The organism is Streptomyces sp. RGM 3693, assembly GCF_050471125.1.
Lineage (GTDB): Bacteria > Actinomycetota > Actinomycetes > Streptomycetales > Streptomycetaceae > Streptomyces.
Genome location: NZ_JBMPPQ010000005.1, coordinates 25,548 through 48,435, shown reverse-complemented (window position 1 = coordinate 48,435; position 22,888 = coordinate 25,548). Strand labels below are relative to the sequence as shown.

The 22,888-nt window shown below is 72.3% G+C and carries 21 protein-coding genes and 4 pseudogenes; 14 read left to right on the top strand and 11 right to left on the bottom strand.

Annotation, left to right across the window (positions count from 1 at the left end; translation table 11 throughout):
- Window positions 1-8: 8 nt before the first annotated feature.
- Complete coding sequence (locus tag ACO0M4_RS39640; protein WP_430376134.1) at window positions 9-683, top strand: HAD family hydrolase; 675 nt, start codon at window positions 9-11, stop codon at window positions 681-683.
- Here the strand turns inward: ACO0M4_RS39640 and ACO0M4_RS39635 are convergent.
- Window positions 632-898, bottom strand: a complete 267-nt coding sequence (locus ACO0M4_RS39635) for a hypothetical protein (protein WP_430376133.1) — start codon at window positions 896-898, stop codon at window positions 632-634. The two genes, ACO0M4_RS39640 and ACO0M4_RS39635, sit on opposite strands and share 52 nt — an antisense overlap.
- 203 nt (window positions 899-1,101) lie before the next feature.
- Between ACO0M4_RS39635 and ACO0M4_RS39630 the strand changes: the two genes are divergently transcribed.
- Window positions 1,102-1,485 carry a cold-shock protein gene (locus ACO0M4_RS39630; RefSeq protein WP_100605962.1) on the top strand — a complete coding sequence of 128 codons (384 nt, stop codon included), beginning with the start codon at window positions 1,102-1,104 and terminating at the stop codon, window positions 1,483-1,485.
- Between the two features lie 10 nt (window positions 1,486-1,495).
- Here the strand turns inward: ACO0M4_RS39630 and ACO0M4_RS39625 are convergent, their stop codons facing one another.
- From ACO0M4_RS39625 to ACO0M4_RS39610, 4 genes are all read right to left on the bottom strand, one after another.
- On the bottom strand, window positions 1,496-2,347 hold the full coding sequence (locus tag ACO0M4_RS39625) for a 1,4-dihydroxy-6-naphthoate synthase (protein WP_430376132.1): 852 nt from the start codon (window positions 2,345-2,347) through the stop codon (window positions 1,496-1,498).
- Complete coding sequence (locus ACO0M4_RS39620) at window positions 2,344-3,126, bottom strand: futalosine hydrolase (RefSeq protein ID WP_430376131.1); 783 nt, start codon at window positions 3,124-3,126, stop codon at window positions 2,344-2,346. Before ACO0M4_RS39620 ends, ACO0M4_RS39625 begins: the two co-directional genes overlap by 4 nt.
- A gap of 52 nt (window positions 3,127-3,178) precedes the next feature.
- Entirely contained in the window at window positions 3,179-3,688 is a 510-nt protein-coding gene (locus ACO0M4_RS39615; RefSeq protein WP_430376130.1) for a hypothetical protein, read from the bottom strand.
- A 94-nt stretch (window positions 3,689-3,782) separates the two neighbouring features.
- Window positions 3,783-5,162, bottom strand: coding sequence for an MFS transporter (locus ACO0M4_RS39610; RefSeq protein WP_430376129.1), 1,380 nt, complete (start codon window positions 5,160-5,162; stop codon window positions 3,783-3,785).
- Between the two features lie 403 nt (window positions 5,163-5,565).
- Here ACO0M4_RS39610 and ACO0M4_RS39605 point away from each other — a divergent pair, with 403 nt between their 5' ends.
- The 6 genes and pseudogenes from ACO0M4_RS39605 to ACO0M4_RS39580 all read left to right on the top strand — a co-directional run.
- Complete coding sequence (locus ACO0M4_RS39605) at window positions 5,566-6,471, top strand: DUF3027 domain-containing protein (RefSeq protein WP_430376128.1); 906 nt, start codon at window positions 5,566-5,568, stop codon at window positions 6,469-6,471.
- A 157-nt stretch (window positions 6,472-6,628) separates the two neighbouring features.
- Entirely contained in the window at window positions 6,629-9,868 is a 3,240-nt protein-coding gene (locus tag ACO0M4_RS39600; RefSeq protein ID WP_430376370.1) for a sacsin N-terminal ATP-binding-like domain-containing protein, read from the top strand.
- Between the two features lie 368 nt (window positions 9,869-10,236).
- A complete protein-coding gene (locus ACO0M4_RS39595) occupies window positions 10,237-10,428 on the top strand; it encodes a hypothetical protein (protein WP_430376127.1) in 192 nt (63 codons plus the stop codon).
- Window positions 10,429-10,490: 62 nt separating this feature from the next.
- Window positions 10,491-11,717, top strand: a complete 1,227-nt coding sequence (locus tag ACO0M4_RS39590) for an RNA-guided endonuclease InsQ/TnpB family protein (RefSeq protein WP_430376126.1) — start codon at window positions 10,491-10,493, stop codon at window positions 11,715-11,717.
- Window positions 11,718-11,822: 105 nt separating this feature from the next.
- On the top strand, window positions 11,823-12,167 hold the full coding sequence (locus ACO0M4_RS39585) for a roadblock/LC7 domain-containing protein (protein ID WP_430376125.1): 345 nt from the start codon (window positions 11,823-11,825) through the stop codon (window positions 12,165-12,167).
- A pseudogene (locus ACO0M4_RS39580) lies at window positions 12,164-12,397 on the top strand (DUF742 domain-containing protein); the annotation flags it as partial. The gene ACO0M4_RS39585 and the pseudogene ACO0M4_RS39580, both read left to right, overlap by 4 nt.
- On the opposite strand, the pseudogene ACO0M4_RS39575 reads toward ACO0M4_RS39580, so the two are convergent.
- Window positions 12,348-12,659: pseudogene (locus tag ACO0M4_RS39575) on the bottom strand (cytochrome P450); the annotation flags it as partial. The pseudogenes ACO0M4_RS39580 and ACO0M4_RS39575 sit on opposite strands and share 50 nt — an antisense overlap.
- Before the next feature lie 599 nt (window positions 12,660-13,258).
- Here ACO0M4_RS39575 and ACO0M4_RS39570 point away from each other — a divergent pair.
- The gene (locus ACO0M4_RS39570) at window positions 13,259-13,474 is read left to right on the top strand and encodes a hypothetical protein (RefSeq protein ID WP_430376124.1); all 216 of its coding nucleotides are present in this window, start codon (window positions 13,259-13,261) and stop codon (window positions 13,472-13,474) included.
- A gap of 147 nt (window positions 13,475-13,621) precedes the next feature.
- On the opposite strand, the pseudogene ACO0M4_RS39565 reads toward ACO0M4_RS39570, so the two are convergent.
- A pseudogene (locus tag ACO0M4_RS39565) lies at window positions 13,622-13,837 on the bottom strand (helix-turn-helix domain-containing protein); the annotation flags it as partial.
- On the opposite strand from ACO0M4_RS39565, the pseudogene ACO0M4_RS39560 reads away from it, so the two are divergent.
- A pseudogene (locus tag ACO0M4_RS39560) lies at window positions 13,831-14,040 on the top strand (NAD(P)-dependent oxidoreductase); the annotation flags it as partial. The pseudogenes ACO0M4_RS39565 and ACO0M4_RS39560 sit on opposite strands and share 7 nt — an antisense overlap.
- A 16-nt stretch (window positions 14,041-14,056) precedes the next feature.
- Here ACO0M4_RS39560 and ACO0M4_RS39555 read toward each other — a convergent pair.
- On the bottom strand, window positions 14,057-16,504 hold the full coding sequence (locus ACO0M4_RS39555; RefSeq protein WP_430376122.1) for an HAD-IC family P-type ATPase: 2,448 nt from the start codon (window positions 16,502-16,504) through the stop codon (window positions 14,057-14,059).
- 155 nt (window positions 16,505-16,659) lie between these two features.
- Complete coding sequence (locus tag ACO0M4_RS39550; RefSeq protein ID WP_430376120.1) at window positions 16,660-16,935, bottom strand: DUF2530 domain-containing protein; 276 nt, start codon at window positions 16,933-16,935, stop codon at window positions 16,660-16,662.
- Window positions 16,936-17,207: 272 nt separating this feature from the next.
- Here ACO0M4_RS39550 and ACO0M4_RS39545 point away from each other — a divergent pair, with 272 nt between their 5' ends.
- Entirely contained in the window at window positions 17,208-18,680 is a 1,473-nt protein-coding gene (locus ACO0M4_RS39545) for an NCS2 family permease (RefSeq protein WP_430376119.1), read from the top strand.
- On the opposite strand, the gene ACO0M4_RS39540 is transcribed toward ACO0M4_RS39545, so the two are convergent.
- On the bottom strand, window positions 18,673-18,906 hold the full coding sequence (locus tag ACO0M4_RS39540) for a hypothetical protein (protein WP_430376117.1): 234 nt from the start codon (window positions 18,904-18,906) through the stop codon (window positions 18,673-18,675). The genes ACO0M4_RS39545 and ACO0M4_RS39540 overlap by 8 nt on opposite strands.
- Window positions 18,907-19,047: 141 nt before the next feature.
- Between ACO0M4_RS39540 and ACO0M4_RS39535 the strand changes: the two genes are divergently transcribed.
- The 3 genes from ACO0M4_RS39535 to thpR all read left to right on the top strand — a co-directional run bounded on the left by ACO0M4_RS39535 (window position 19,048) and on the right by thpR (window position 21,671).
- Window positions 19,048-19,485 carry a MarR family winged helix-turn-helix transcriptional regulator gene (locus tag ACO0M4_RS39535; RefSeq protein ID WP_100606736.1) on the top strand — a complete coding sequence of 146 codons (438 nt, stop codon included), beginning with the start codon at window positions 19,048-19,050 and terminating at the stop codon, window positions 19,483-19,485.
- 29 nt (window positions 19,486-19,514) lie between these two features.
- A complete protein-coding gene (locus ACO0M4_RS39530; protein ID WP_430376114.1) occupies window positions 19,515-20,993 on the top strand; it encodes an MFS transporter in 1,479 nt (492 codons plus the stop codon).
- Between the two features lie 111 nt (window positions 20,994-21,104).
- On the top strand, window positions 21,105-21,671 hold the full coding sequence (gene thpR / locus ACO0M4_RS39525; protein ID WP_430376112.1) for an RNA 2',3'-cyclic phosphodiesterase: 567 nt from the start codon (window positions 21,105-21,107) through the stop codon (window positions 21,669-21,671).
- A gap of 207 nt (window positions 21,672-21,878) precedes the next feature.
- Here thpR and ACO0M4_RS39520 read toward each other — a convergent pair whose 3' ends face one another.
- Window positions 21,879-22,880 (bottom strand): aldo/keto reductase, encoded by a 1,002-nt coding sequence (locus ACO0M4_RS39520; RefSeq protein WP_430376110.1) that lies wholly within the window; start codon window positions 22,878-22,880, stop codon window positions 21,879-21,881.
- Window positions 22,881-22,888 lie beyond the last annotated feature (8 nt).

Sequence of the window (22,888 nt, the reverse complement as noted above, 5' to 3'; positions counted from 1 at the left end):
TGGCAGGCATGGCTGCGCATCCCCTGACCGTCGGGTTCGACCTCGACATGACGCTGATCGACTCCCGCCCCGGAATCAAGGCCGCCTACGAGGCGCTCGCCGCCCGCACCGGCACGTACATCGACGCCGCCGCCGCGGTCACCCGGCTCGGGCCGCCGTTGGAGGAGGAGATCCGCCGGTGGTTCCCGGCGGAGCGGGTGGCGGAGATCAGCGACGTCTACCGCGAGCTGTACCCGACGCACGCGGTCACCGGGACCCTGGCGATGCCGGGCGCGCGGGAGGCGATCGACGCGGTGCACGCGGCCGGTGGTCGGGCCATCGTCGTCACCGCCAAGTACGAGCCCAACGCCAAGCTGCACCTGACGCACCTGGGCATCGCCGCGGACGCGGTGATCGGCTCACTGTGGGCCGAGGCCAAGGCCGAGGCGCTGCGCGCACACGGCGCGTGGGTCTACGTCGGCGACCACACCGGTGACGTGCGCGGTGCCCGGACCGCCGGCGCGCTGTCCGTCGCGGTCGCCACCGGACCGTGCGACGCCGGCGCACTCCGCGCGGCCGGCGCCCAGGTGGTGCTCGACGATCTGACCGCTTTCCCGTCGTGGCTGGATCGTTACGTAGCGGATCCGGATCGTTACGTAGCGGGTGGCGCCGACGGGGACGGGGCGAGGGCCGCCTCCGCCTGACGGCGTTGGGCGGACACGGAGCGGACCACTCCGGCACCCGCGATCAGGAAACCGGCGCCCATCAGCATGGACACCCAGTAGAACTCCCACGGCAGCGGGTGCGTACCCAGGAACAGTGGGAGCACCGTGACGAGAGTGGCCACTGCGCCAACTAGGAACACGATCGCGCCGATTCGGACTAGCAGATCCCCGGCCTGGGGCGTTTCATCAGACACCTGACCAGGGTAAGTCGGGGCCAGAGGCGCCGAGGATCCCCCTGGCGACGTCTTGTCACCGGGCCCCGGACCATTAGCCTTGGAGTAGGCGGGCTCGGTGGCCCGCTGCACTGTTATCTAGACCCATTTTCTCCGCCGCGGCCTCCCCGTGCCCGCGGCGGACCCGCCCGCATTTTCCGACGAGTACGAGGACGAGGACAGACGTGCCTACCGGCAAGGTCAAGTGGTTCAACAGCGAGAAGGGCTTCGGCTTCCTCTCCCGCGACGACGGCGGTGACGTCTTTGTCCATTCGTCGGTGCTGCCCGACGACGTGGAGGCGCTCAAGCCCGGCCAGCGCGTCGAATTCGGTGTCGTCGCAGGCCAGCGCGGTGACCAGGCACTGAGCGTCATCCTCCTCGATCCGACCCCCTCGGTGGCCGCGGCCCAGCGCCGCAAGCCCGACGAACTCGCCTCGATCGTCCAGGACCTCACCACGCTGCTGGAGAACGTCACCCAGCAACTGGAGCGCGGGCGTTACCCCGACAAGGCGCACGGCGCCAAGATCGCCGGCATGCTGCGGGCGGTCGCCGACCAACTCGACGTCTGAGCCGGACCGCTCAGAGGAACGTCAACGCATCGCGGCCGAGGGGCGGAACGAGCCCCTCGGCCGCGGCGCGGGTGAGCAGCCCGCGCACCGCGGCATAGCCGTCCTCGCCGAGGTCGGCGGTGAATTCGTTGACGTACAGCCCGATGTGCTGGTCGGTCACCTTCGGGTCCATCTCCTGGGCGTGCTCCAGGACGTACGGCCGGGATGCCTGCGGGTCGTCCCAGGCCATCCGGACCGACGTGCGGATCGCCGCCGCCAGCCCGCGCAACACCGGTTCGCCCAACGACCGCTTGGCGATGATCGCCCCCAGCGGGATCGGCAGACCGGTGGTCAACTCCCAGTGCTCGCCCATGTCCGCCAGGCAGTGCAGCCCGTAGTCCTGGTACGTGAAGCGGGCCTCGTGGATCACCAGGCCGGCATCGACCTTGCCGTCCCGCACGGCCGGCATGATCTCGTGGAACGGCAGCACCACCACCTCGCCGACCCCGCCCGGCACTTCGGCCGCCACCCACAGCCGGAACAGCAGGTACGCGGTGGACCGCTCGCTGGGCACCGCGATCGTCTTCCCCGCCAGGTCCGCCGCGGCGCCCGGCTTCCGGGTCAGCACCAGTGGGCCGCAGCCGCGCCCCAGCGCCCCGCCGCAGGGCAGCAGCGCGTACTCCTCCAGCACCCACGGCAGCACCGCGTACGACACCTTCAGCACGTCCAGCTCACCGCGCTCGGCCAGGCCGTTGGTGACGTCGATGTCGGCGAAGGTGACCGCCAGTTCCGGTGCGTCCGGGACCCGGCCGTGCGCCAGGGCGTCGAAGACGAACGTGTCGTTCGGGCACGGGGAATAGGCGATGGACAGCGGCCGGGTCACGGGGTCCTCCGGGGGGTGTGGGGTGGTGCGGCCGGAGCGCCGGAGGGCGTCGCCGCCGCGGGGGCGCCCGACAGGGCTCCGGGGAGCGTGCGGAAGGCGCCGGTCAGCGCGGCGAGGGCGGGGCCGATCCGCCAGGCGGCGCGGTCCCGCGGACCGACCGCGTTGGAGACCGTGCGGATCTCCAGCACCGGCAGGCCGTGCGCGGCGGCCGCCTCGGCGACGCCGAACCCCTCCATCGCCTCGACCAGCACCCCGGGGTGACGCTCCGCCAGCTCGGCGGCGCGGGCGGCACTGCCGGTGACCGTGGAGACCGTGACGACCGGTCCGGTCGCCCCGCCGGTCGCCGCGGCGACGGCCGCCACCAGCGCCGGTTCGGGCAGGTGCGCCACGGTCCCGAAGCCGAGTTGGGTGACCGGGACGAAGCCGTCGGGGGTCTCGGCACCCAGGTCGGCGGCGACGATCGCGTCCGCGACGACCACCGACCCGAGCGGCGCGGCGGGCGGAAAACCCCCGCCGATGCCGGCCGAGACCACCAGGTCGTACGGGGCGCCGGCCAGGGCGGCGGCGGTCAGTGCGGTGGCGGTGCCGGCGGCCGCGGCGGCCGGGCCGACGCCGGCGGCCAGCACGTCCGGGGCCGGCGACCCGGCGGGCGCGCGGTGCAGCGCGTAGCCGCCGGGCAGCACCTCGGGCCGATGGCCGTCCGTGCCGTCCCCGGCGTCCAGCGCGGCGCATACCGCGTCACGCTCGGCGGCCACCGCGGTGACGACCAGCGTCCGCATCAGACGCCCCGCACCGCGTGCCACCGGTCCCCGGCCCCCGCGCTCAGTGCGCTCAGTCCTTCAGCTTCAGGTTGAAGTGCCACAGGGCCATCGGGCCGGCGCCCTGGGCCTTGCCGGCCTCGGCGACCATCAGGGTGACCTCGGGCAGGGACTCGCTCTGGCCGGTCGCCGGGTTCGTCGCCTTGAACAGCTCGTCCGTGCTGAAGGTGCGGTACGTGTCGGTGCTGGGCGCCGACATCACCGGTCCGCCGCCGACGACGAACCAGCCGACCTTGGCCACCTTCGGGTCGACACCCACGCGGACCCGTTCGCCCGGGCGCACCGTGATGGTTTCGCCGCCCTTCTTGGTGATGCAGCTCTGCACGGCCTGCTTGTCGAGGGACTTGCCGTCGCCGTCACAGCCGGGGGTCACCTCCGCCGTCACCGTCTTCGTGCCGACGGTCACCGTCGCCAACGAGGTCGGCTGCTGACAGGCGGAGAGGGTGAGCAGGCCCAGGGTCACGGCACCGAGGGCAGCGGCGGCGCGGCGGCCCTTGCCCCGGGAGATCAACGCAGCGGTCATACGGGGCAGGCTATCGGGCGTCCCGGCGCACGCCACGCGCGGGTGCGGCGCGCCGCACCGGAGCCCGCCGCACGGGGTGCCTCGCGCGGCGGCGTCACACCCCCCGCGGGGCCGGCCGGCCGCCCTGGCGGGCCGCGCCCAGCAGCCCCCGCACGGCCAGCGCGGCACCCAGTGCCACCAGTCCCGCGGCCACCACCATGCCCAGCGTGCCGATCAGCGGCAGCGCGATCCCGAGCGCGCCGCCCACCACCCACGACAGCTGGAGCACCGTCTCGGACCGGGCGAACGCCGAGGTCCGCACCGCCTCCGGCACATCGCGCTGGATCATCGCGTCCAGCGACAGCTTCGCCAGCGCCTGGCAGAGCCCCGCGGTGGCCGCCATCACGGGCACCACCACGACCGCCAGCACCTCGTAGAACAGCGCCGCCAGCGCCGTGGCGGCCAGCGCCAGCCCCAGCACCGCCGCGATGATCGGCTCCGGGCCGCGCGCCTTCAGCCAGGCGCCGACCGCCGTGCCCAGGGCGTTGCCGACCCCGGCCGCCACCGCCACGAGTCCCAGCGACACCGCCGGCCCCAGCCTGCCCAGCGGGTGCTCGCGCAGCAGGAACGCCAGGAAAAAGGTGAGGAATCCGGAGAGGGAGCGCAGGGCCGCGTTCGCCTGGAGACCGTGCAGCACGGCCGGGCCGACCGTCCGCAGTCCCGGCCGCCGCCCGCGCGCCCCGCCGTGCGCCGCGCCGTCCCGGGACGCCAGTCGGGCCCGCGCCTCGCCCTTGCCCGAATCCACCGCATGCGGCAGCGAGAACGACAGGAACGCCCCGGCCAGGAACACCGCGCACGCCCCGTACAGCGGCCAGGCCGGCCCGATCAGGTGCAGCCCCGCGCCCACCGGCGCCGCCACCCCGGTCGCCAGCAGCCCCGCCAGCGTCACCCGGGAGTTGGCCCGCACCAACGAGACCCGCGGCGGCAGGAGCCGCGGCACCACCGCGCTGCGCACCACCCCGTACGCCTTCGACGACACCAGCACCCCCAGCGCGGCCGGATACAGCCCCAGCCCGCCGCCGGCCACCATCCCCGACATCATCAGCGCCAGCACCGCACGGGCCAGCATCGAGCCGGCCATCGCCGCCCGCCGGCCGTGCGGCACCCGGTCCAGCAGCGGCCCCACCACCGGCGCCAGCAGCGCGAACGGCGCCATGGTGACCAGCAGGTACAGCGCCACCCGGCCGCGCGCCTGGTGCGTCGGCACCGAGAAGAACACCGTCGAGGCCAGCGCGACCGTGATCATCATGTCGCCCGCCGCGTTCACCGCGTGCAGTTCGATGAGCTGGGCCAGCCCCGATTCCCCCGCGCCCTGCGCATGCGTGGCCCGCCGTACCCCCCGGGCCGCGCCGGCCAGTGGCCGGTGCAGCGCGCGCCCGACCGCCCGGCCCGCCCGGCGGGCCTTCGACTCCCTCGTCGCCCTGACGGCAGCCACCTGGTCATAGTGCCCCAACTCGCCCCAGAGGTGGCGTTTTCTCCCCCCGTTCCGGCGGGGCGCACCGGCCGTCCGGCCGTCACCGTGGCCCTCCCGCCCGGTCACGGTCGGAGAGATTTGCTGCTCCCGCCGAGGGGTCGTGCAGCGTTGAAGGGGTAGCGTGTCCAGAGCGCCACCGGCGGTCCGTTCCGGCCGCGTACCTCATTTCCCTGCGATCCCGCAGAATAGGACGTAAGAGGTGCGCTCGACCGAACGATCCAGCCGGGCGCGGACGTCGACGCGGTCCCCCGGTCCGCTCCGCCCGCCCCGGTCCCGCCGGTCGTCCGGACAGGACCAGGACAGCCCCGGCTGGCGCGCTCGTGAGACGGCGTGGAAGAGAGAATCGATTCTTGTGAGTGCTGCGATGCGAAGCCGTACCCCGGACCGCCTGTGCGCCGAGGCGGTCGACCTTGCCCGTGCGGCGGCCGAGGAGGTCGCCACGCCCGGCATGGTCGGCGAGCACATCGATGCCATTGCCGAGGCGGACCGCGTCGTCACCCACCTCTTCGCCTGCAAGGAGCCCGGCTACCGCGGCTGGCGCTGGGCCGTCACCGTCACCCGCGCCTCCCGTGCCAAGGTCATCACCCTCGACGAGTCGGTCCTGCTCCCCGGCACCGACGCGCTCCTGGCACCCGAGTGGGTGCCCTGGAGCGAGCGACTGCGCCCCGGCGACATGGGCCCCGGCGACCTGCTGCCCACCGAGGCCGACGACCTGCGGCTGGAGCCCGGCTTCAGCGGTGAGGACGCCCCGCCGCCGAACTCCCCGGTAGCCGAGGGCATGGCCGCCGACATCGCCGACACCGAAGAGGCGGACATCGTCCCCGGCTCGCCCGCGATCCAGCCGGCGCCCGCCCGCGGCAGCATCGCCGCGGCCGCCGGGGAACTGGGCATGTGCCGCGCCCGGGTCCTGTCCCGCTACGGCCTGCACGCCGCCGCCGACCGCTGGGAGGATTCCTTCGGTCCCAAGACCCCGATGGCCCAAGCGGCCCCCGCCACCTGTGTGAGCTGCGGCTTCCTGACGCCGATGGCCGGTTCCCTGCGGCAGGCGTTCGGGGTCTGCGCGAACGAGTTCTCGCCGGCCGACGGCCGCGTCGTCTCGCTGTCGTACGGGTGCGGGGCGCATTCGGAGGCGGCCGTCATGCCGAAGCCTCCGAAGCCGGCGGAGCCGGTGCTGGACGAGACGGTGGTCGAGCCGGTCTCGATCCGGCCCGTGGCGGACGGGGGGTCCGTGGAGGACGCCGGTCCGGCGGAGGAGCTGGGTCACAGCTAGGGGTTTTTGTTGGGCGGGGGCGTCACTGACCTCCCGTTCGCCCGCCTCACAACACCCCCGCCACCGGCGGAAACCCGTACGGCGGGAAAGCCGACAACGTGGGGGTACCGTCGGGACAGACACGGTCTGACCGAGGGAGACGAGAAACGTGGCAGGTATGCCGTGGGTGCGGGGCGCGGACGACGGCGCCGACCCGTTCGGTACGGCCCGGTTGCGGCGCGGCGTGCTCGACGCCTGGGCCGCCTCGCCGGCCCGGTTCCGTGAGGACGCCAACGCCGAGGAGGACCTCGCGCTCGGCGGCTACCGCGACCGGCTCGCCGTGGAGCTGGCGCAGAACGCGGCGGACGCGGCGGCCCGGGCCGGCGTCGCCGGCCGGTTGCGGCTCACCCTGCACGCCGCCGACGGCGACGCGCCCGCGGTGCTCGTCGCCTCCAACACCGGTGCCCCGCTGGACGCCACCGGCGTCGAATCGCTCTCCACGCTGCGCGCCTCCGCCAAGCGGGAGAGCAGTGTGGCGGCCGGTGCGGTCGGCCGGTTCGGCGTCGGGTTCGCCGCGGTGCTGGCGGTCAGTGACGAACCGGCGCTGGTGGGCCGTACCGGCGGCGTCCGCTGGTCGCTCGCGGAGGCCCGGGAGCTGGCCGAGGCGGTGGCCGCGCACAGCCCCGGCCTGGGAGGTGAACTCCGCCGCCGTGAGGGGCACGTACCGCTGCTGCGGCTGCCGCTGCCCGCGGAGGGCACCGCGCCCGAGGGGTACGACACCGCGGTGGTGCTGCCGTTGCGCGACGGTGCCGCGCAGGACCTCGCCGAGCGGCTGCTGGCCGGTCTCGACGCGGCGCTGCTGCTGACCCTGCCGGGGCTGGCCGAGGTCGTGGTGGAGACGCCGGAGGGCGTCCGGACGCTGACCCGGCGTCAGGACGACGGGTACGTGCTGATCGAGGACAGTGAGCGGGGGGTCACCCGGTGGCGGGTGGCGACCGACGGCGGCACGTTGGACGCGGCGTTGCTGGCGGACCGTCCGGTCGAGGAGAAGCTGCGGCCGTCCTGGTCGGTGACCTGGGCGGTGCCGGTGGACGCGACGGGTGCGCCGGTGCGGCCGGGCACCGTGCCGGTGCTGCACGCGCCGACCCCGACCGACGAGCCCCTGGGCCTGCCCGCGCTGCTCATCGCCTCGTTCCCGTTGGAGCCGACCCGGCGTCATGTCGCGCCCGGTCCGCTCGCGGACTTCCTGGTGGGCCGGGCGGCCGCCGCGTACGCGGGACTGCTCGGCGGTTGGCAGCCGGTGTCGGCCGGCACCCTGGATCTGGTGCCGGGGCTGCTGGGCAAGGGCTGGCTGGACGGTGAACTGCGCCGGCAGGTACTGGAGTTGCTGCCCCGGGTGCGGTTCCTGCCGAGCGCGGCGGCAGAGACCGCCACGTGGGGCGAGGGTGAGGGCGAGAACGGCGAGCGGTACGTCCTGCGGCCGGTGGACGCCGAGTTGGTGGAGGGCGCCGGGGCGGCGACCGTCGGGGTGTTGGCCGAGCTGTTCCCCAGCCTGCTGCCGGCCGGGCTCGAACGGCGGGCGGAGCTGCGGGCGCTGGGCGCGGCCCGGGTGCCGCTCACCGAGATGATCGACAGGCTGGCGGGCGTGGAGCGGTCGCCGGAGTGGTGGTGGCGGCTCTACGACGCGCTGGCCGGCACCGACCCGGACCGGCTCAGTGGCCTGCCGGTGCCGCTGGCGGGCACCGGGCGGACCACCATCGGGCCGCGTCAGGTGCTGCTCCCGCTGCCCGACGGCGGTCCGGACGCCGGGGACGAGGCCGCGGACCGGCACCGCACGCTCACCCGGCTGGGGCTCAAGGTCGCCCACCCTGATGCCGTCCACCCGCTGCTGGAGAAGCTCGGCGCGACCCCCGCCGCACCCCGGGCCGTCCTGACGACGCCTCAGGTACGGGCGGCCGTCGCGCACTCGCTGGACGCCGACGAGGACGCCTACGACGTCTTCGCGGACGAGCTGGCGCCGGGCGCCGGAGTGCCGCTGGGCGCGGAGGAGCTGGCCGAGGCGGTCCTCGGGCTGGTCCGGGACGCCGATCTGGCGCCCGGCGACGAGCCCTGGCTGGCCGCGCTGGCGCTGCCCGACGAGGACGGCGAACTGGCGCCGGCGGGCGAACTGGTCCTCCCCGGTAGCGACTTCGAGCGGGTCATCCGCGAGGGCGAACTCGCTGCCTGCGAAGCGGAGCTGGCGGAGCGGTGGGGCGCGCAGCCGCTCACCGCGGTGGGGGTGCTGGCCACCTTCGCGCTGGTCTGGGCCACCGATGTGGTGCTCGATCCGGACGAACTGGAGCCGCGGGACGGCGACTTCCCCGAGCCGGACGACGCCGGACTGCTGGACGCCGTGGACGTGTGGTGCGAGGACATCCTCGACCTGCTGCCGGAGACCCCGGTGCCGCCGGTCGTCACCGAACTCGTCGCGGTCCGCGACCTCGACCTGGTCGCCGACGACGCCTGGCCGCAGGTCCTGGAGATGCTCTCCCAACCGCCGCTGCGGGACGCCCTGACCACGCCGGTGCGGGTACTGCTGCCCGACGGCACCACCGAGTCGGTGCGGCCGTACACCGCCTGGTGGCTGCGCGGCCACCCGGTGCTGGACGGGCGCCGCCCCGCCGGGCTGCGTGCCGCGGGCGGCGATCCGCTGCTGGCCGGGCTGTACGAGGCGGCGGACGCGGGCCGGGTCGACGCGCAGGTGCTGCGCGCCCTCGGTGTCCGTACCTCGGTGGGGGCGCTGCTCGACGAGCCGGGCGGCGCGGCCGAGCTGCTGACCCGGCTCGCCGACCCGGACCACGGTGTGGGCATCGGGCAACTCCACGCCCTGTACGGCCTGTTGACCGATCTCGACCCGGATCAGGTGACGCTCCCCGACGAGCTGCGGGCGGTCGTCGACGGGGAGATCCAGGTGGTGGACGCGGCGGACGCGCTGGTCGCCGACGCCCCGGACCTGATGCCGCTGGCCGGCGGCCGGGCGCTGCTGCCGGTGCGGCCGGCCCGCGCCGCGGAGCTGGCCGAGCTGTTCCAGGTGCGGCGGCTGAGCGAGGCGGTCGCCGCGGAGGTCCGCTCCGACGGGGCGGCGCACGACGTTCCGGAGGCAGTCCGCGCCCTGCTCGGCCCGGCCGCCCCCGACGCGTACGTCGAGCACGAGGAACTGCTGGTCGACGGCTCCGAGGGCCCCGACGGCCCCGACGGGGGTGTGGAGTTGGACTGGCGGTGGAGCCCGGACGGCACTCTGCACGCCGCGACCCTGGAGGGCGTGGCGGCCGGTCTGGCCTGGGCGAGTGGGCAGTGGCCGCGCCGGTTCGAGGTCGCGGCGCTGCTGGAGGATCCCGAGCGGGTCGACGAACTGGCCCGCGCGCGGTGGTTCGACTGAGAACGGTGCGCCCGGTGTGACCGGGGCATGACGGAGGCGGTCGTCGGACGTACGGGTCCGGCGGCCGCCGTCGTGTTTCCGGTCGTCCCGCCGGCCCGGCCGGCCCGACCCTCCCCGTCGCCCCGGGGCGTGCGAATACGGAAAAGCAGGATGCCCCGGGCAAACGGTGCGTCAAGAACGGAGCCTGGCACGGAAGTTGCCGGATCCCGCCGACAGGCTAGAGTGCCAGAGCGATCTTCGATCATTCTCTCGTCGCACACCGAGACCCTTCCTGGAGGGTGCCCGCCGCGGATCGGCATCCCGATGCCCGGGCCCCGTCCCTGCCGATCGCCCCTCCCGCCGTCGCCATCGCCACGAGGACCTGTTTGATGCCAGCACGGATATCCTCCCGCCCCGGGGCAGCACCCACGCCGCTGGGCGTCGCACTGCGCACACTGGCGGTCGCTCTGGTGGTGACCGGCGGGCTGTGCGTCGGCGTGGTCCTGCTCGTACCGGAGTCCGCGCGCGCACGCTCCTCGCCTGGAGTGGCGGGATCTGCGCGGTGCTGCTTCTACTGGTAGCGGTGTGCCGCTGACCGATCCGGCGAAGTAGGCCCCGGCCCGCAGTTTGTCGGCCTACGATCATGTGTGTGCAGCTTCGTTACCAGTACCGCGTCACCTTGACGCCAAGTCAACGTATCGACGCAGCCAGGGTGTTCGGGTGCAGGCCCGTGGTCTGGAACGATGCGTTGGCGATCACCAGGCCGCGCAAGGCGTCGAACAGGTCGCTCGGCAACCCGAAGACCCGCACGGCTGAGGGACCGTACTGGGCGATCCCGAAGAACCCGGAACTCGGCAAGACGCTCATCACGGCCGCGAAGAAGACCGCCGAGCGGGCGTTCCTGTCCGATGCGCCGGTCGGTGTGATGCAGCAGCCCCTCCGGGACCTGGACGCGGCATGGAAGGCGCACGAGGACTCCAAGTCCGGCAAGCGCAAGGGTCCGAAGGTTGCCCCGCCGAAGTTCAAGTCCCGCAAGGACAACCGGCAGACCGCACGCTTCACCCGTTCCGACCGGTTCGCAGTCCTCGGCAGCGGCAGGCTTCGCTTGCCCAAGATCGGCGATATCAAGGTCACGTGGACCCGGGAACTTCCCTCGAACCCGACCAGTGTGACGCTGATCAAGGACCGCTCCGGCCGGTACTTCGTGTCCTTTGTCGTGGAGTCCGACCCGGTCGCCGACGTTCTTCCGCCGGTCGACCGGGACCAGGGCATCGACCTGGGGCTGACCCGCTTCGCCGTGCTCGCCGACGGGTCACACATCGCCTCGCCGAAGTACCTACGCAGGGCTGAGAAGAAGCTGAAGAAGCGACAGCGGGAACTGTCGCGGAAGGAGAAGGGCAGCAACAACCGGGACAAGGCCCGCGTCAAGGTCGCCCGCGCACACGCCAAGGTCGCCGACTCACGCCGCAACTTCCCTCACCAGTGGTCTCACAAGCTGACGAGCGAAAACCAAGCCGTCTTCGCCGAGACCCTGAACGTGCGTGGACTGGCGCGCACCCGACTGGCCAAGAGTGTGCACGACGCGGGCTGGACACAGTTCGTGATGTTCTGCGAATACAAGGCGACCCGGCGCGGCCGGGGCTTCGCCAAGGTCGCCCGGGACTTCCCGTCCTCTCGGGTCTGCTCGGCCTGTGGCTTCCGCGACGGCCCCAAGCCGCTCGACGTCCGCACCTGGACCTGCTCGGGTTGCGAAGTCCGGCATGACCGGGACTGGAACGCCGGACGTAACGTCCGAGACGAAGGCCGCTGCATCCTCGCGGCCAGCACGACAGAACCCCCCACCCCCGGACCGGGGGCCCGACGCCGGTAACGGCAGCGGTAAACGCCTGCGGAGCGCAGATAAGACCTGGGGAAGTCCTGGCAGCGCGCACAACCCCCACCCACGTGGGAAGGAAACAGGAACCCACCCGAAGCCGTGGCCTCAGTACGACAGGGGCCACGGCAGGCGGAGAATCCCCATGCTTCAGCGCGGGGAGGCGGAGGCCAATCCAAGGACCTGACCGTCGACCAGCTCGCCGCGATCGCCTCCGGGATGTCCGTGGAGTTCGGGGACGGCACGGGGGGCGTGCGGCAGGCGATGACGGAGTTCCACGGCGGGTTGCTGTTCATCGTCGAGGCGGGCAACGGCGCCCACCTGGCGCTGATCGCCGTCGAGGACGCCGACGTCGGCCTGATCGGCTTCCACATGAACGAGCTGGTGGAGCAGATCGGCGAGTACCTCCAGGCCGCCCCGCGCGCTGAGGGCGGGCCGTCGGCATGAAGCGGCTCGGTCCTGACGACGATCCGGACCGGCTCTACACCGTCACCCGCGGCCGCAGCCGGTCCGCCGACGATCACACGCTCGACCTGGTCACCCTCATCGTCAGCGCATGCGATCCGACCCCGGGCATGCAGTCCGAGCACGTCCGGATCCTGACCCTGTGCCGTCGCCCGACGGCCGTGGTCGAGCTCTCGGCGGAGCTGCGGATGCCAGCAGGTACGCGGCGAATTCGTCGCGGGTGAGCAGGCCGGCCTCGGCGACGTCCGGGTCCTGGGCGAGGTTGCCGAGGAAGCCGATGATCGCGGTGTACCAGCGGTGGAAGCGGCCGTGATCGGCCCGGTCCAGGCCCAGCATGTCCGCGATGACGTTGACGGGGAAACGGGTGGCGAAGTCGGCCACCGGGTCCTTGAAGGCCCGTTCGACGTCCTCGTACCGCGAGATGACGTAGCTCTGGGTGGCCTCGTGGTGCAGCAACGGGAAGTCGTCGCGCAGCACGCGATAGGCGGAATAGGGGTCCGCGGCGAATTCGGATGTCCGGCGCTTCTCGGTTCACCGGATGCCTCCAAGGGGGCCCTGGCCTTCAGGCTGGGGGGCGGGGTGTGGCAGTCCGCAGCGATCAGGGGCTCTCAATTATCAGACCTTCCAGGTGGGTTGGGGATCATGGTGACACCGGCGCGGGCGACGCTGGAGACCGGGCACGCCCGCTATGCCTACCCGTGTCACCGGGCCCACCCCCTTCCCGTGACTTCTGCACAGCTGTACGCCACAGTTGTTCAGGCCGGACATCTCCCTTCATGTCGGCTCGCTGGGCATTCGCCGTTCCGTAAGTGCAAATATGGCCCACGAGGGCGTACGCGGCGCTTTTACGGGGGTTTTCCAGGGCTTTTCGGGGAAGCGGCGCAGTATCGTCCGCGGAATCTTGCTCGAACGTGAAGACGCAGTTCAAGAGCGGTAAAAAACCGATGGGTAGGTTGCTCGGTGATCTCTTGGCGTGGTTGCATACCGGCCTGTTCGCAAGGAGCCAGACCGGTTCCTTTTCAGGTCCCGGCGCCTTGCCGAGAAATTCAAAAAAGCGAAGGGAAAAGCACGCCATGCGTAACGACTTCACCCCTGTGGCCGCCACCGAGATTTCCGACAGCGAGCTGGACGCCGTATCCGGTGGCCTCGCCACCCTCGGCGGCGAGATCGCCGGTCACGGCGCCGTGGTGCACGTCGGCGACGTCCTCGGCACAGCCGAGTCCCTCGCCCCCGCGATGCCCGGCGGTCCGCTCGGCGGCCTGGTGACGGTCCGTACGGTCGGCTTCTGAGCCGAGCGGTTCGCCGTGGTCGTCACCACGCGGCGTTAAGACACCGGGACCCCGGGGCGTCATGAGGCGCCCCGGGCTCCCGCACGACACCCGGCCCGGTGGCCTTCCCGACCGCAGGGCGTCAAGGCCACCGGGCCTGGCCGGGGTTCAGCGGCCGGGGAAGGAACGGCGGTAGTTCCCCGGGGAGACGCCGAGGTGCCACAGGAAGTGGTGGCGGAGGTCGTTGGCGGTGCCCAGGCCGCTCAGCGCGGCGACCTTCTCGATCGGTAGGCCGGTGGACTCCAGGAGCGATTGGGCGTGCACCAGCCGCTGGTTGAGGAGCCACTGGAGCGGGGTGGTGCCGGTCGCGGCCTGGAGACGCCGGGCACTACCCGGGCGACGACGCCACCGTGGACGTCCAGATCGCGGCGATCGGGCACCTGCTGCACGCCGCGGCGGCGCGCGGGATCGACACCGCGCTGCCGGAACTCCTCAAGGGCCTGATGGAGCGGACCGCTGCGGCGGGGCACGGCCAGGACAGCTACGCCAGCGTCATCGAGGCGCTGCGCCGCCCCACGGCCGCCTGACCTTCCGCGGTGCGGGTCACGCCGGGAAGCGCCGCCCCACCCACCGCCAGGCCACCTCCAGCAGCAGCGCCGCCACCGCCGCGATCGCCACCGCCGTCCACGGCATCGTCGTCCCCACCAGCCGCAGGTCGAAGAAGCGCTGGAGCCACGGCGTGACCAGGACGATCAGGAACCCCAGCCCCATGAGGAGGACCAGACCGATCCGCCACCAGGTGTACGGGCGGGCGATGATCGCCAGGACGTACAGGGCGGTGAGGAAGAGGGTCAGGGTGGCGGCGCTGGTCTGCGCGCTGAGGGCGTCCGGGCCGGTGTAGTAGGCGCGGGCCAGCAGGTAGGTGGAGAACGCCGCGAGGCCGGTGATGACGCCGGAGGGGACGGCGTAGCGCATCACCCGGCGGACGAAGTGCGGGCGGGCCCGCTCCTTGTTGGGCGCCAGCGCGAGGAAGAAGGCGGGGACACCGATGGTCAGCGTGGACAGCAGCGTCAGATGCCGGGGCAGGTACGGGTAGGGGATCTGGCAGCAGGCCACCAGGACGGCCAGCAGCACCGAGTAGACGGTCTTGGTGAGGAAGAGGGTGGCGACCCGGGTGATGTTGCCGATCACCCGGCGCCCCTCGGCCACCACCGACGGCAGGGTCGCGAAGCTGTTGTTCAGCAGCACGATCTGGGCCACCGCCCGGGTCGCCTCGGACCCGGACCCCATGGCGACGCCGATGTCCGCGTCCTTGAGGGCCAGTACGTCGTTGACGCCGTCACCGGTCATCGCGACGTGATGGCCGCGGGACTGGAGCACGCCGACCATGTCCCGCTTCTGCTGGGGCGTGACCCGCCCGAAGACGGCGCCCCCTTCGAGGGCTTGGGCCATCGCCTCGGGGTCGTCGTGCGGCAGGTGCCGGGCGTCCACGGGGGAGTCGGCGCCGGGCAGCCCCAGCTTGCCGGCGACCGCCCCCACCGACACCGCGTTGTCACCGGAGATCACCTTGGCCTGCACGCCCTGCTCGGCGAAGTACCGCAGGGTGTCGGGGGCGTCCGGGCGGAGCCGCTGCTCCAGGACGACCAGGGCGACGGGCCGGACCTCGCGTGCGACGTCGGGGTGGTCCAGGGGCCGGTCGACGCGGGCCAGCAGCAGCACGCGCAGGCCCTGGGCGCCCCGCCGGTCGATCTCCGGCAGCAGCGGGTCGTCGTCGGGCAGCAGCACGTCCGGTGCGCCGAGCAGCCAGGAGGAGGGCTCCCCGCCGGGCTCCTCGAAGGCGGCGCCGCTGTACTTGCGGGCGGAGGAGAACGGGAGCGTGCCGGTGCACCGCCAGGAGTCCGGGGCCGGGTAGGCGTCGGCGACGGCCTGGAGGGAGGCGTTGGGGCGCGGGTCGGACGCCCCGAAGGCGCCGAGCACCTGCTGGACGCGGTCCGGGTCGTGGTCGCCTTGCGGCTGCAGGGCACTGTCGCCCAGCGTCCGCAGCTCGCTGACGTCCATCCCGCCCTCGGTGAGGGTGCCGGTCTTGTCCAGGCAGACCACGTCGACCCGGGCCAGGCCCTCGATGGCCGGCAGCTCCTGTACCAGGCACTGTTTGCGGCCGAGCCGGACGACGCCGATGGCGAAGGCGACCGAGGTCAGCAGCACCAGCCCCTCGGGGATCATCGGCACGATCCCGGCGACCATCCGGCGGATCGCGGAGTCGGCCGGCAGTCCCAGGGTCAGCAGGTGGCTGAGGATCAGGCCGAGCGCGGTCGGGATCATCATCCAGGTCACGTACTTGAGGATCTGGCTGATGCCGGTGCGCAGCTCGGAGTGGACCAGGGTGAAGCGGCTGGCCTCTTCGGCGAGTTGCGCCGCGTACGCCGCCCGGCCCACCTTGGTCGCGGTGAACGCGCCGTTGCCCGCGACGACGAAGCTGCCGGACATCGCCGGGTCGCCGGGCTTCTTCACCACCGGGTCGGCCTCGCCGGTCAGCAGCGACTCGTCGATCTCCAGGCCGTCGCTCTCCAGCACCTCGCCGTCGACGATGACCTTGTCGCCGGGGCCGAGTTCGATGACGTCGTCGAGGACCACCTCGGAGGTGGGGACCGCGACGGCGGACCCGTCGCGGCGGACGGTCGGCCGGGCCTCGCCGATCAGGGCCAGGCTGTCCAGGGTCTTCTTGGCGCGCAGCTCCTGGATGATGCCGATGCCGGTGTTGGCGACGATGACGAAGCCGAACAGGCCGTCCTGGATCGGGCCGACGATCAGGATGATCACGAAGAGGACGCCGATGATGGCGTTGAACCGGGTGAAGACGTTGCCCCGGACGATGTCCGCGGTGGAGCGGGAGGACCGCAGCGGGACGTCGTTGACCTCGCCCCTGGCCACCCGTTCGGCGACCTCGGCGGTGGTCAGTCCGCCCCGGGCCACCTCCCGGCCGTTCCCGGTGGCGGGCCGGCCGCCGCCGGGCTCCGGTTCCTCGACTTCGGTCTGCGTCGGGTCCGTCATGCCCTAGACGTTACGGGCGTAATGACCGCTTCACCCGCTGGCGGTCGACAGGAGTGGTGTGGGGGTTCTGTCCGGTTACGCGGCAACCCCGGGTGGGCGGGCGGCGTCCGGTGGCGGGCCGGGCGGGGTGGCGGCCCGGTGCGGATGAGGGAGCGTCAGGCGGCGTTCGCGGCGTCCGGGGTGGCGGTGGCCGCCGCCCGCTTGATCGCGGCGTCCCGCTTGCGCACGTACCAGATGCCCAGCAGGCCGAGCCCGCCGCCGGCCAGGCAGGTCCACAGGAACCAGGTGTGGCGGTGGTCGGCGTACCAGCCGTAGAAGGGCAGCTGGGCGAAGAAGAGCACGAACCAGATGACGGTGCCGCCGGTGATCGTGCCGACGACGGGACCTTCGAGGGGCGCCGGGGCCTCGCGCAGTTCGGACTTCTTCCACATGGGAGTCAGCTTACGGGGCCGGGAGCGGCGCCGGTTCGAGCCCTGTGCGTAGGCGCCCGAGGGGTCTACGCGCGGAGATAGCGATCAACGAATTGTTTATTCATACTGAACCTTTCCGGAACTGACTGGTTCGGATCGTTGATTCCTCCAATCTGATCCCTCCACACTGTTCCCGTCCATTGGTTGCTGTCCCGCCGCCTGTGCGTGTCCCGGCCTTGGGGCAGACCCCAAGGCCGTCGCGCCTGCTCCGGCCCGTACGACTGAGGTCCCGCATGTCGCCCTCGACCCCCTCGCCGGTCGACGCCCTGAAGAGTCCTGGCCCACAGCCGCCCAAGAACGGTCTCGACCGCTTCTTCAAGATCTCCGAGCGGGGCTCGACGGTCAGCCGCGAGCTGCGCGGCGGACTGGCCACGTTCTTCGCGATGGCCTACATCGTGGTGCTGAACCCGATCATCCTCGGCGCCGGTGTCGACAAATACGGCCACCACTTGGACAACGGCCAGCTGGTCACCGCCACCGCCCTGATGGCCGGTCTGGGCACGGTCCTGATGGGCGTGATGGGCAACGTCCCGATCGCCATCGCGGCCGGCCTGGGCATCAACGCCGTGGTCTCGCTCCAGCTCGCGCCCAAGATGAGCTGGCCGGACGCGATGGGCATGGTGGTGCTCGCCGGTCTGGTGCTGATGGTCCTGGTCGCCTCCGGGCTGCGGCAGCGGGTGATGGACGCCATCCCGGGCGGGCTGCGGCGGGCCATCGCGATCGGCATCGGCCTGTTCATCTCGCTGGTCGGCCTGGTCGACGCGGGCTTCGTGTCCCGCAACCCGGACGCCGCGCACACCACCGTCCCGCTGAGCCTGGGCCAGGGCGGTCAGCTCAAGGGCTGGCCGGTGCTGGTGTTCGTCCTCGGTCTGGCGCTGATGTTCGTGCTGACCGTCCGGAAGACCAAGGGCGCGATCCTGATCGGCATGGTCACCATGGCCGTCGTCGCGATCATCATCAACGCGGTGGCGCACATCCCGGACGCGTCGTGGGGGCTGGCCGTCCCGAACGTCCCGGACAAGATCGTCGGCGCGCCCGACTTCGGACTCATCGGGCAGATCAGCCTCTTCGGCGGCTTCAAGGAAGTCGGCGTGCTGACCGGCTGCCTGTTCGTCTTCACCGTCCTGCTGTCCGGCTTCTTCGACGCGATGGGCACCATCATCGGCGTCGGCGAGGAGGCCGGGCTGCTGGACAACGAGACCGGCAACCTGCCGAACATGGGGCGGATCCTGATGGTCGACGGCATCGCGGTCGCCGCCGGCGGCTTCGGCTCGGCCTCCGCCAACACCTGCTTCGTGGAGTCCACCGCCGGCGTCGGAGAGGGTGCCCGCACGGGCCTGGCGAACCTGGTCACCGGTGGGTTGTTCCTGCTGGCGCTGATCTTCACGCCGCTGGCCACCGTCGTCCCCTCGCAGGCCGCCACGCCCGCGCTGCTGGTCGTCGGCTTCCTGATCATGGCCTCGAACGTCCGGGACATCGACTGGGGCGACTTCACTGTCGGCATCCCGGCGTTCCTGACCGTCGTCTCGATGCCGTTCACCTACAGCATCACCAACGGCATCGGCATCGGCGTGCTGGCCTTCATCCTGCTGCGGGCGGCGACCGGCCGCTTCAAGGAGATCCCGTGGCTGCTGAACGCGGTCGGGGTCTGCTTCCTCGTCTACTTCCTGCTCAACCCGATCGAGCAGGTGCTCGGGGTCAGGTAGGCGGCGGCCCGGTCGGGCCCGTCACGAGGGTCTGGGGGCCGGCCGGCCCCCAGCCGTGCAGCCGCTCGGTCTCGTCGACCGAGCTCGACAACCGTTCATCGAAGTCCTCGCGGATGAGCGTCCGGACGACATAGTCCTGGACGCTCATTCCGCGTTTTGCGGCATGCTGCCGAAGGCGCTCCAGCAGCTCCCCGTCGACGCGCAGGCTGAGCACTCTCGATCCCATACCGACACGGTCCCTGCACGGTGCGGTCAGGTGTGTCGCTTTCCGCGACGTCCTCACTCATATGGGTGATGCCCGGGTGACGCGGAACGGGCCCGGGGCCGCCACTTTCCTTAGAAAGGCTAATGAGCTATGCTAAAGACTATGCCGGAACTGTCCAACGGTGTCGACGTTGACGCCGTGAATTCCCTGCGGTCCGCCGTGATGCGCCTCTCGCGCCGCCTGAAGCACCAGCGGGTCGACGAGTCGCTCAGCCCCACCGAGATGTCGGTGCTCGGCACCCTCGCCCGGTGCGGCCGGGCCACGCCCGGCGAGCTGGCCCGCAAGGAGCACGTACAGCCGCCGTCGATGACCCGCATCGTGGCGATGCTGGAGGCCAAGGGACTGGTCCGGCTCGAGGCCCACCCCGACGACCGCCGCCAGAAGGTGGTCACCCAGACCGAACAGGCCGAGGCGATGCTCGAAGAGAGCCGCCGCAAGCGCAACGCGTGGCTCGCCGAGCTGGCCTCCGGGCTGGACGAGGACGAGTGGGCCAAGGTGCGGGACGCCGCGCCGGTACTGGAGAAACTCGCACAGCTGTAGAGCCATGGCTTGAAGGAGGCGAACCCACTTTGAGTACGGGATCCGGAGCACACTCCGCCCCCGCACCGAACTCCCACGACGACACGGTCACCGACGACGCGACCGCGACCACCCCGGGCTCCACCAAGGCCCCCGGTGTCGCCGCAGGACCGGCCGGTGCCGGGACTGCCACCGCCGGCACCACCGCCGGCCACGCCGCCACACCGCGCACGGGCATGTTCAGCTCCCTCCGCATACGCAACTACCGCCTCTTCGCCACCGGTCAGGTGGTCTCCAACACCGGCACCTGGATGCAGCGCATCGCCCAGGACTGGCTGGTACTCAGCCTCACCGGCTCGTCCGGCGCGGTCGGCATCACCACCGCGCTCCAGTTCCTGCCGATGCTCCTCTTCGGCCTCTACGGCGGCGTCCTCACCGACCGCTTCGCCAAGCGCAAGCTGCTGCTGTGCACCCAGTCCGCGATGGGCCTGACCGGTCTGGCGCTGGCCGGCCTCACGCTCAGCGGCCAGGTCCAGGTCTGGCACGTCTACGCGGGCGCCTTCCTCCTCGGCCTGGTCACGGTCGTCGACAACCCGGCCCGGCAGGCGTTCGTCTCCGAAATGGTCGGCCAGCGCGACCTGCGCAACGCGGTCAGCCTGAACTCCGCCAACTTCCAGTCCGCCCGGCTGATCGGCCCGGCCGTCGCCGGTGTCCTGATCACCGCCCTCGGCAGCGGCTGGGCGTTCCTCTTCAACGGCCTGTCGTTCCTCGCCCCGCTCACCGGCCTGTTGATGATGCGCACCGCCGAACTCCACAAGGTGGACCGGGTCCCGCGCAGCAAGGGGCAGCTTCGGGAGGGCCTGGCCTACGTCCGCGAGCACCCCGAACTGATCTGGCCCATCGTCCTGGTCGGCTTCATCGGCACCTTCGGCTTCAACTTCCCGATCTGGCTGACCGCCTTCACCTACAAGGTCTTCCACGCCGGGGCCGGCACGTACGCGCTGTTCAACGGCCTGATGGCGGCCGGTTCGCTGATCGGTGCGCTGCTCGCGGCCCGCCGCGCCGGCTCCCGGCTGCGGATGCTGGTCGGGGCGGCGCTGGTCTTCGGACTGCTGGAGTGCGTCGCGGCCCTGGCGCCCGGGTTCTGGGTCTTCGCGGCGCTGCTCGCCCCGATCGGCCTGGTCGGTCTGACGATCAACGTCACCGCCAACTCCAGCGTCCAGATGGCCACCGACCCGGCGATGCGCGGCCGGGTGATGAGCCTGTTCATGATGGTCTTCATGGGCGGTACGCCGCTGGGTGCGCCGCTGGTCGGCTGGGTCACCGACGCCTACGGTCCCCAGGTCGGCTTCCTCGCCGGCGGGGTGATCTCCATGGCGGCCGCGGCCCTGGTCGGCCTGGTCCTGGCCCGGTCCGGCGGACTGCGCCTCAAGATCGATCTGCGGCGCGGGCACCCGCACGTGGCGTTCGTCCCGCGGATGGGCGCCGCCGGTGAGGCGGCGGAGAAGGAGTTGGCGCCGGCGGCGTAGGACCGGTCCGGTGGGTCAGGGTCGGACCCGGCCATGGCCCACCGGACAGGCCCTAGGGCCTGTCCGGCCGTCTGTCGGGCACGGCGGCGATCGTGGGGCAACACTGGCTCCATGAGACTCTTCGCCGCCGTGCTGCCCCCGGAGCACTCCCTCGGTCAACTGGCCTCGGAAGTGGGCCAGTTGAAGAAGCTCCCGGGCGCCGACCGGCTGCGCTGGACCGGTCACGACGGCTGGCACTTCACCCTCGCCTTCTACGGCGAGGTGCCCACGGACGTCCTCCCCGAGCTGCACGAGCGACTGGCCCGCGCCGCCCACCGGCACGCCCCCTACGACCTGCGGATCGCCGGCGGCGGCCGGTTCGGCGACCGGGTGGTGTGGGCCGGGGCGGACGGCGACCGGCCCGCCATGCGCCACCTCGCGGACGCCACCGAGGCGGCCGGTCGCCGGGTGGGCCTGCGGATGGGCGACCACCGCCCGTACACCCCGCACCTCACCCTCGCCCGGAACCGCACCGGCGGCCTCGACCTCGTCCCGTACGCCGCGGCCCTGGCCGACTTCGCGGGCAGCCCCTGGACGGTCGAGGAGATCGCCCTGGTGCGCAGCCACCCGCCCGCGCCCGGCGTCCCCGGCAGCCAGCCGCACTACGAGCCGGTGGCGCGGTGGCCGCTGGGCGGCTGAGCCGAACACCCGGGTCGGCGAAGGGTCCGGTTCGGGCCCGGTTACGCTCAAAGGGTGGATCCCAAAACCCGTAACCGGATCATGTCCGGTCTGTTCGCCGTGCTGCTGATCGTCGTCATCGTGGCGGCGGCGCTGCGCTGACCCGAGCCGTCCGCCGGGGCGCGGCCGCTGACCAGCCGGGCGGCCGGCCCGCCGGGCTCGACGGGCTCACCAGGCGAACGCCTCCGGCGACGGTCCCGGCCCCGGGAAGACCTCGTCCAGACCCGTCAGCAGCTCCGCCGGCAGCTCCAGTTCCACCGCACGCAATGCCGAGGTGAGCTGGTCGGCGGTGCGCGGACCCACGATCGGGCCGGTCACCCCGGGCCGGCTGAGCAGCCACGCCAGGGCCACCTCGCCCGGCTCCAGGCCGTGCTTGTCGACCAGGTCCTCGTAGGACTGGATCTGCGCCCGGACGGCCGCGTCGGCGAGGGAGTCCGCGGCCCGGCCGGAGGTCGAGCGGGCCGACCCGGTGCCCTCCCTCTCCTTGCGGAGCACCCCGCCCAGCAGCCCGCCGTGCAGCGGCGACCAGGGGATCACGCCCAGCCCGTAGTCCCGGGCGGCCGGGATGACCTCCATCTCAGCCCGCCGCTCCGCGAGGTTGTACAGGCACTGCTCGCTGACCAGGCCGTACGAACCCCGGCGCGCGGCCGTCTCGTTGGCCTTCGCGAGGTGCCAGCCGGCGTGGTTGGAGGAGCCCGCGTAGAGGATCTTCCCCTGCTGGACGAGGACGTCGACGGCCTGCCAGATCTCGTCCCACGGCGTGTCCCGGTCGACGTGGTGGAACTGGTACAGGTCGATGTGGTCGGTGCCCAGGCGCGTCAGGCTGGCGTCCACCGCCCGACGGATGTTGAGCGCGGAGAGCTTGTCGTGGTTGGGCCAGGCCGGCTCGCCGTCCGGCCCCATGTTGGCGTACACCTTGGTGGCCAGCACGGTCTTGTCCCGCCGGCCGCCGCCCTGCGCGAACCACGAGCCGATGATCTCCTCGGTGCGGCCCTTGTTCACGCCCCAGCCGTAGGCGTTGGCGGTGTCGAAGAAGTTGATGCCCGCGTCCAGCGCGGCGTCCATGATGCGGTGGCTGCCCGCCTCGTCGGTCTGCGGCCCGAAGTTCATCGTCCCGAGGACGAGGCGACTGACCTTGAGTCCGGTGCGGCCCAGCTGCGTGTACTTCATGGTTGTCC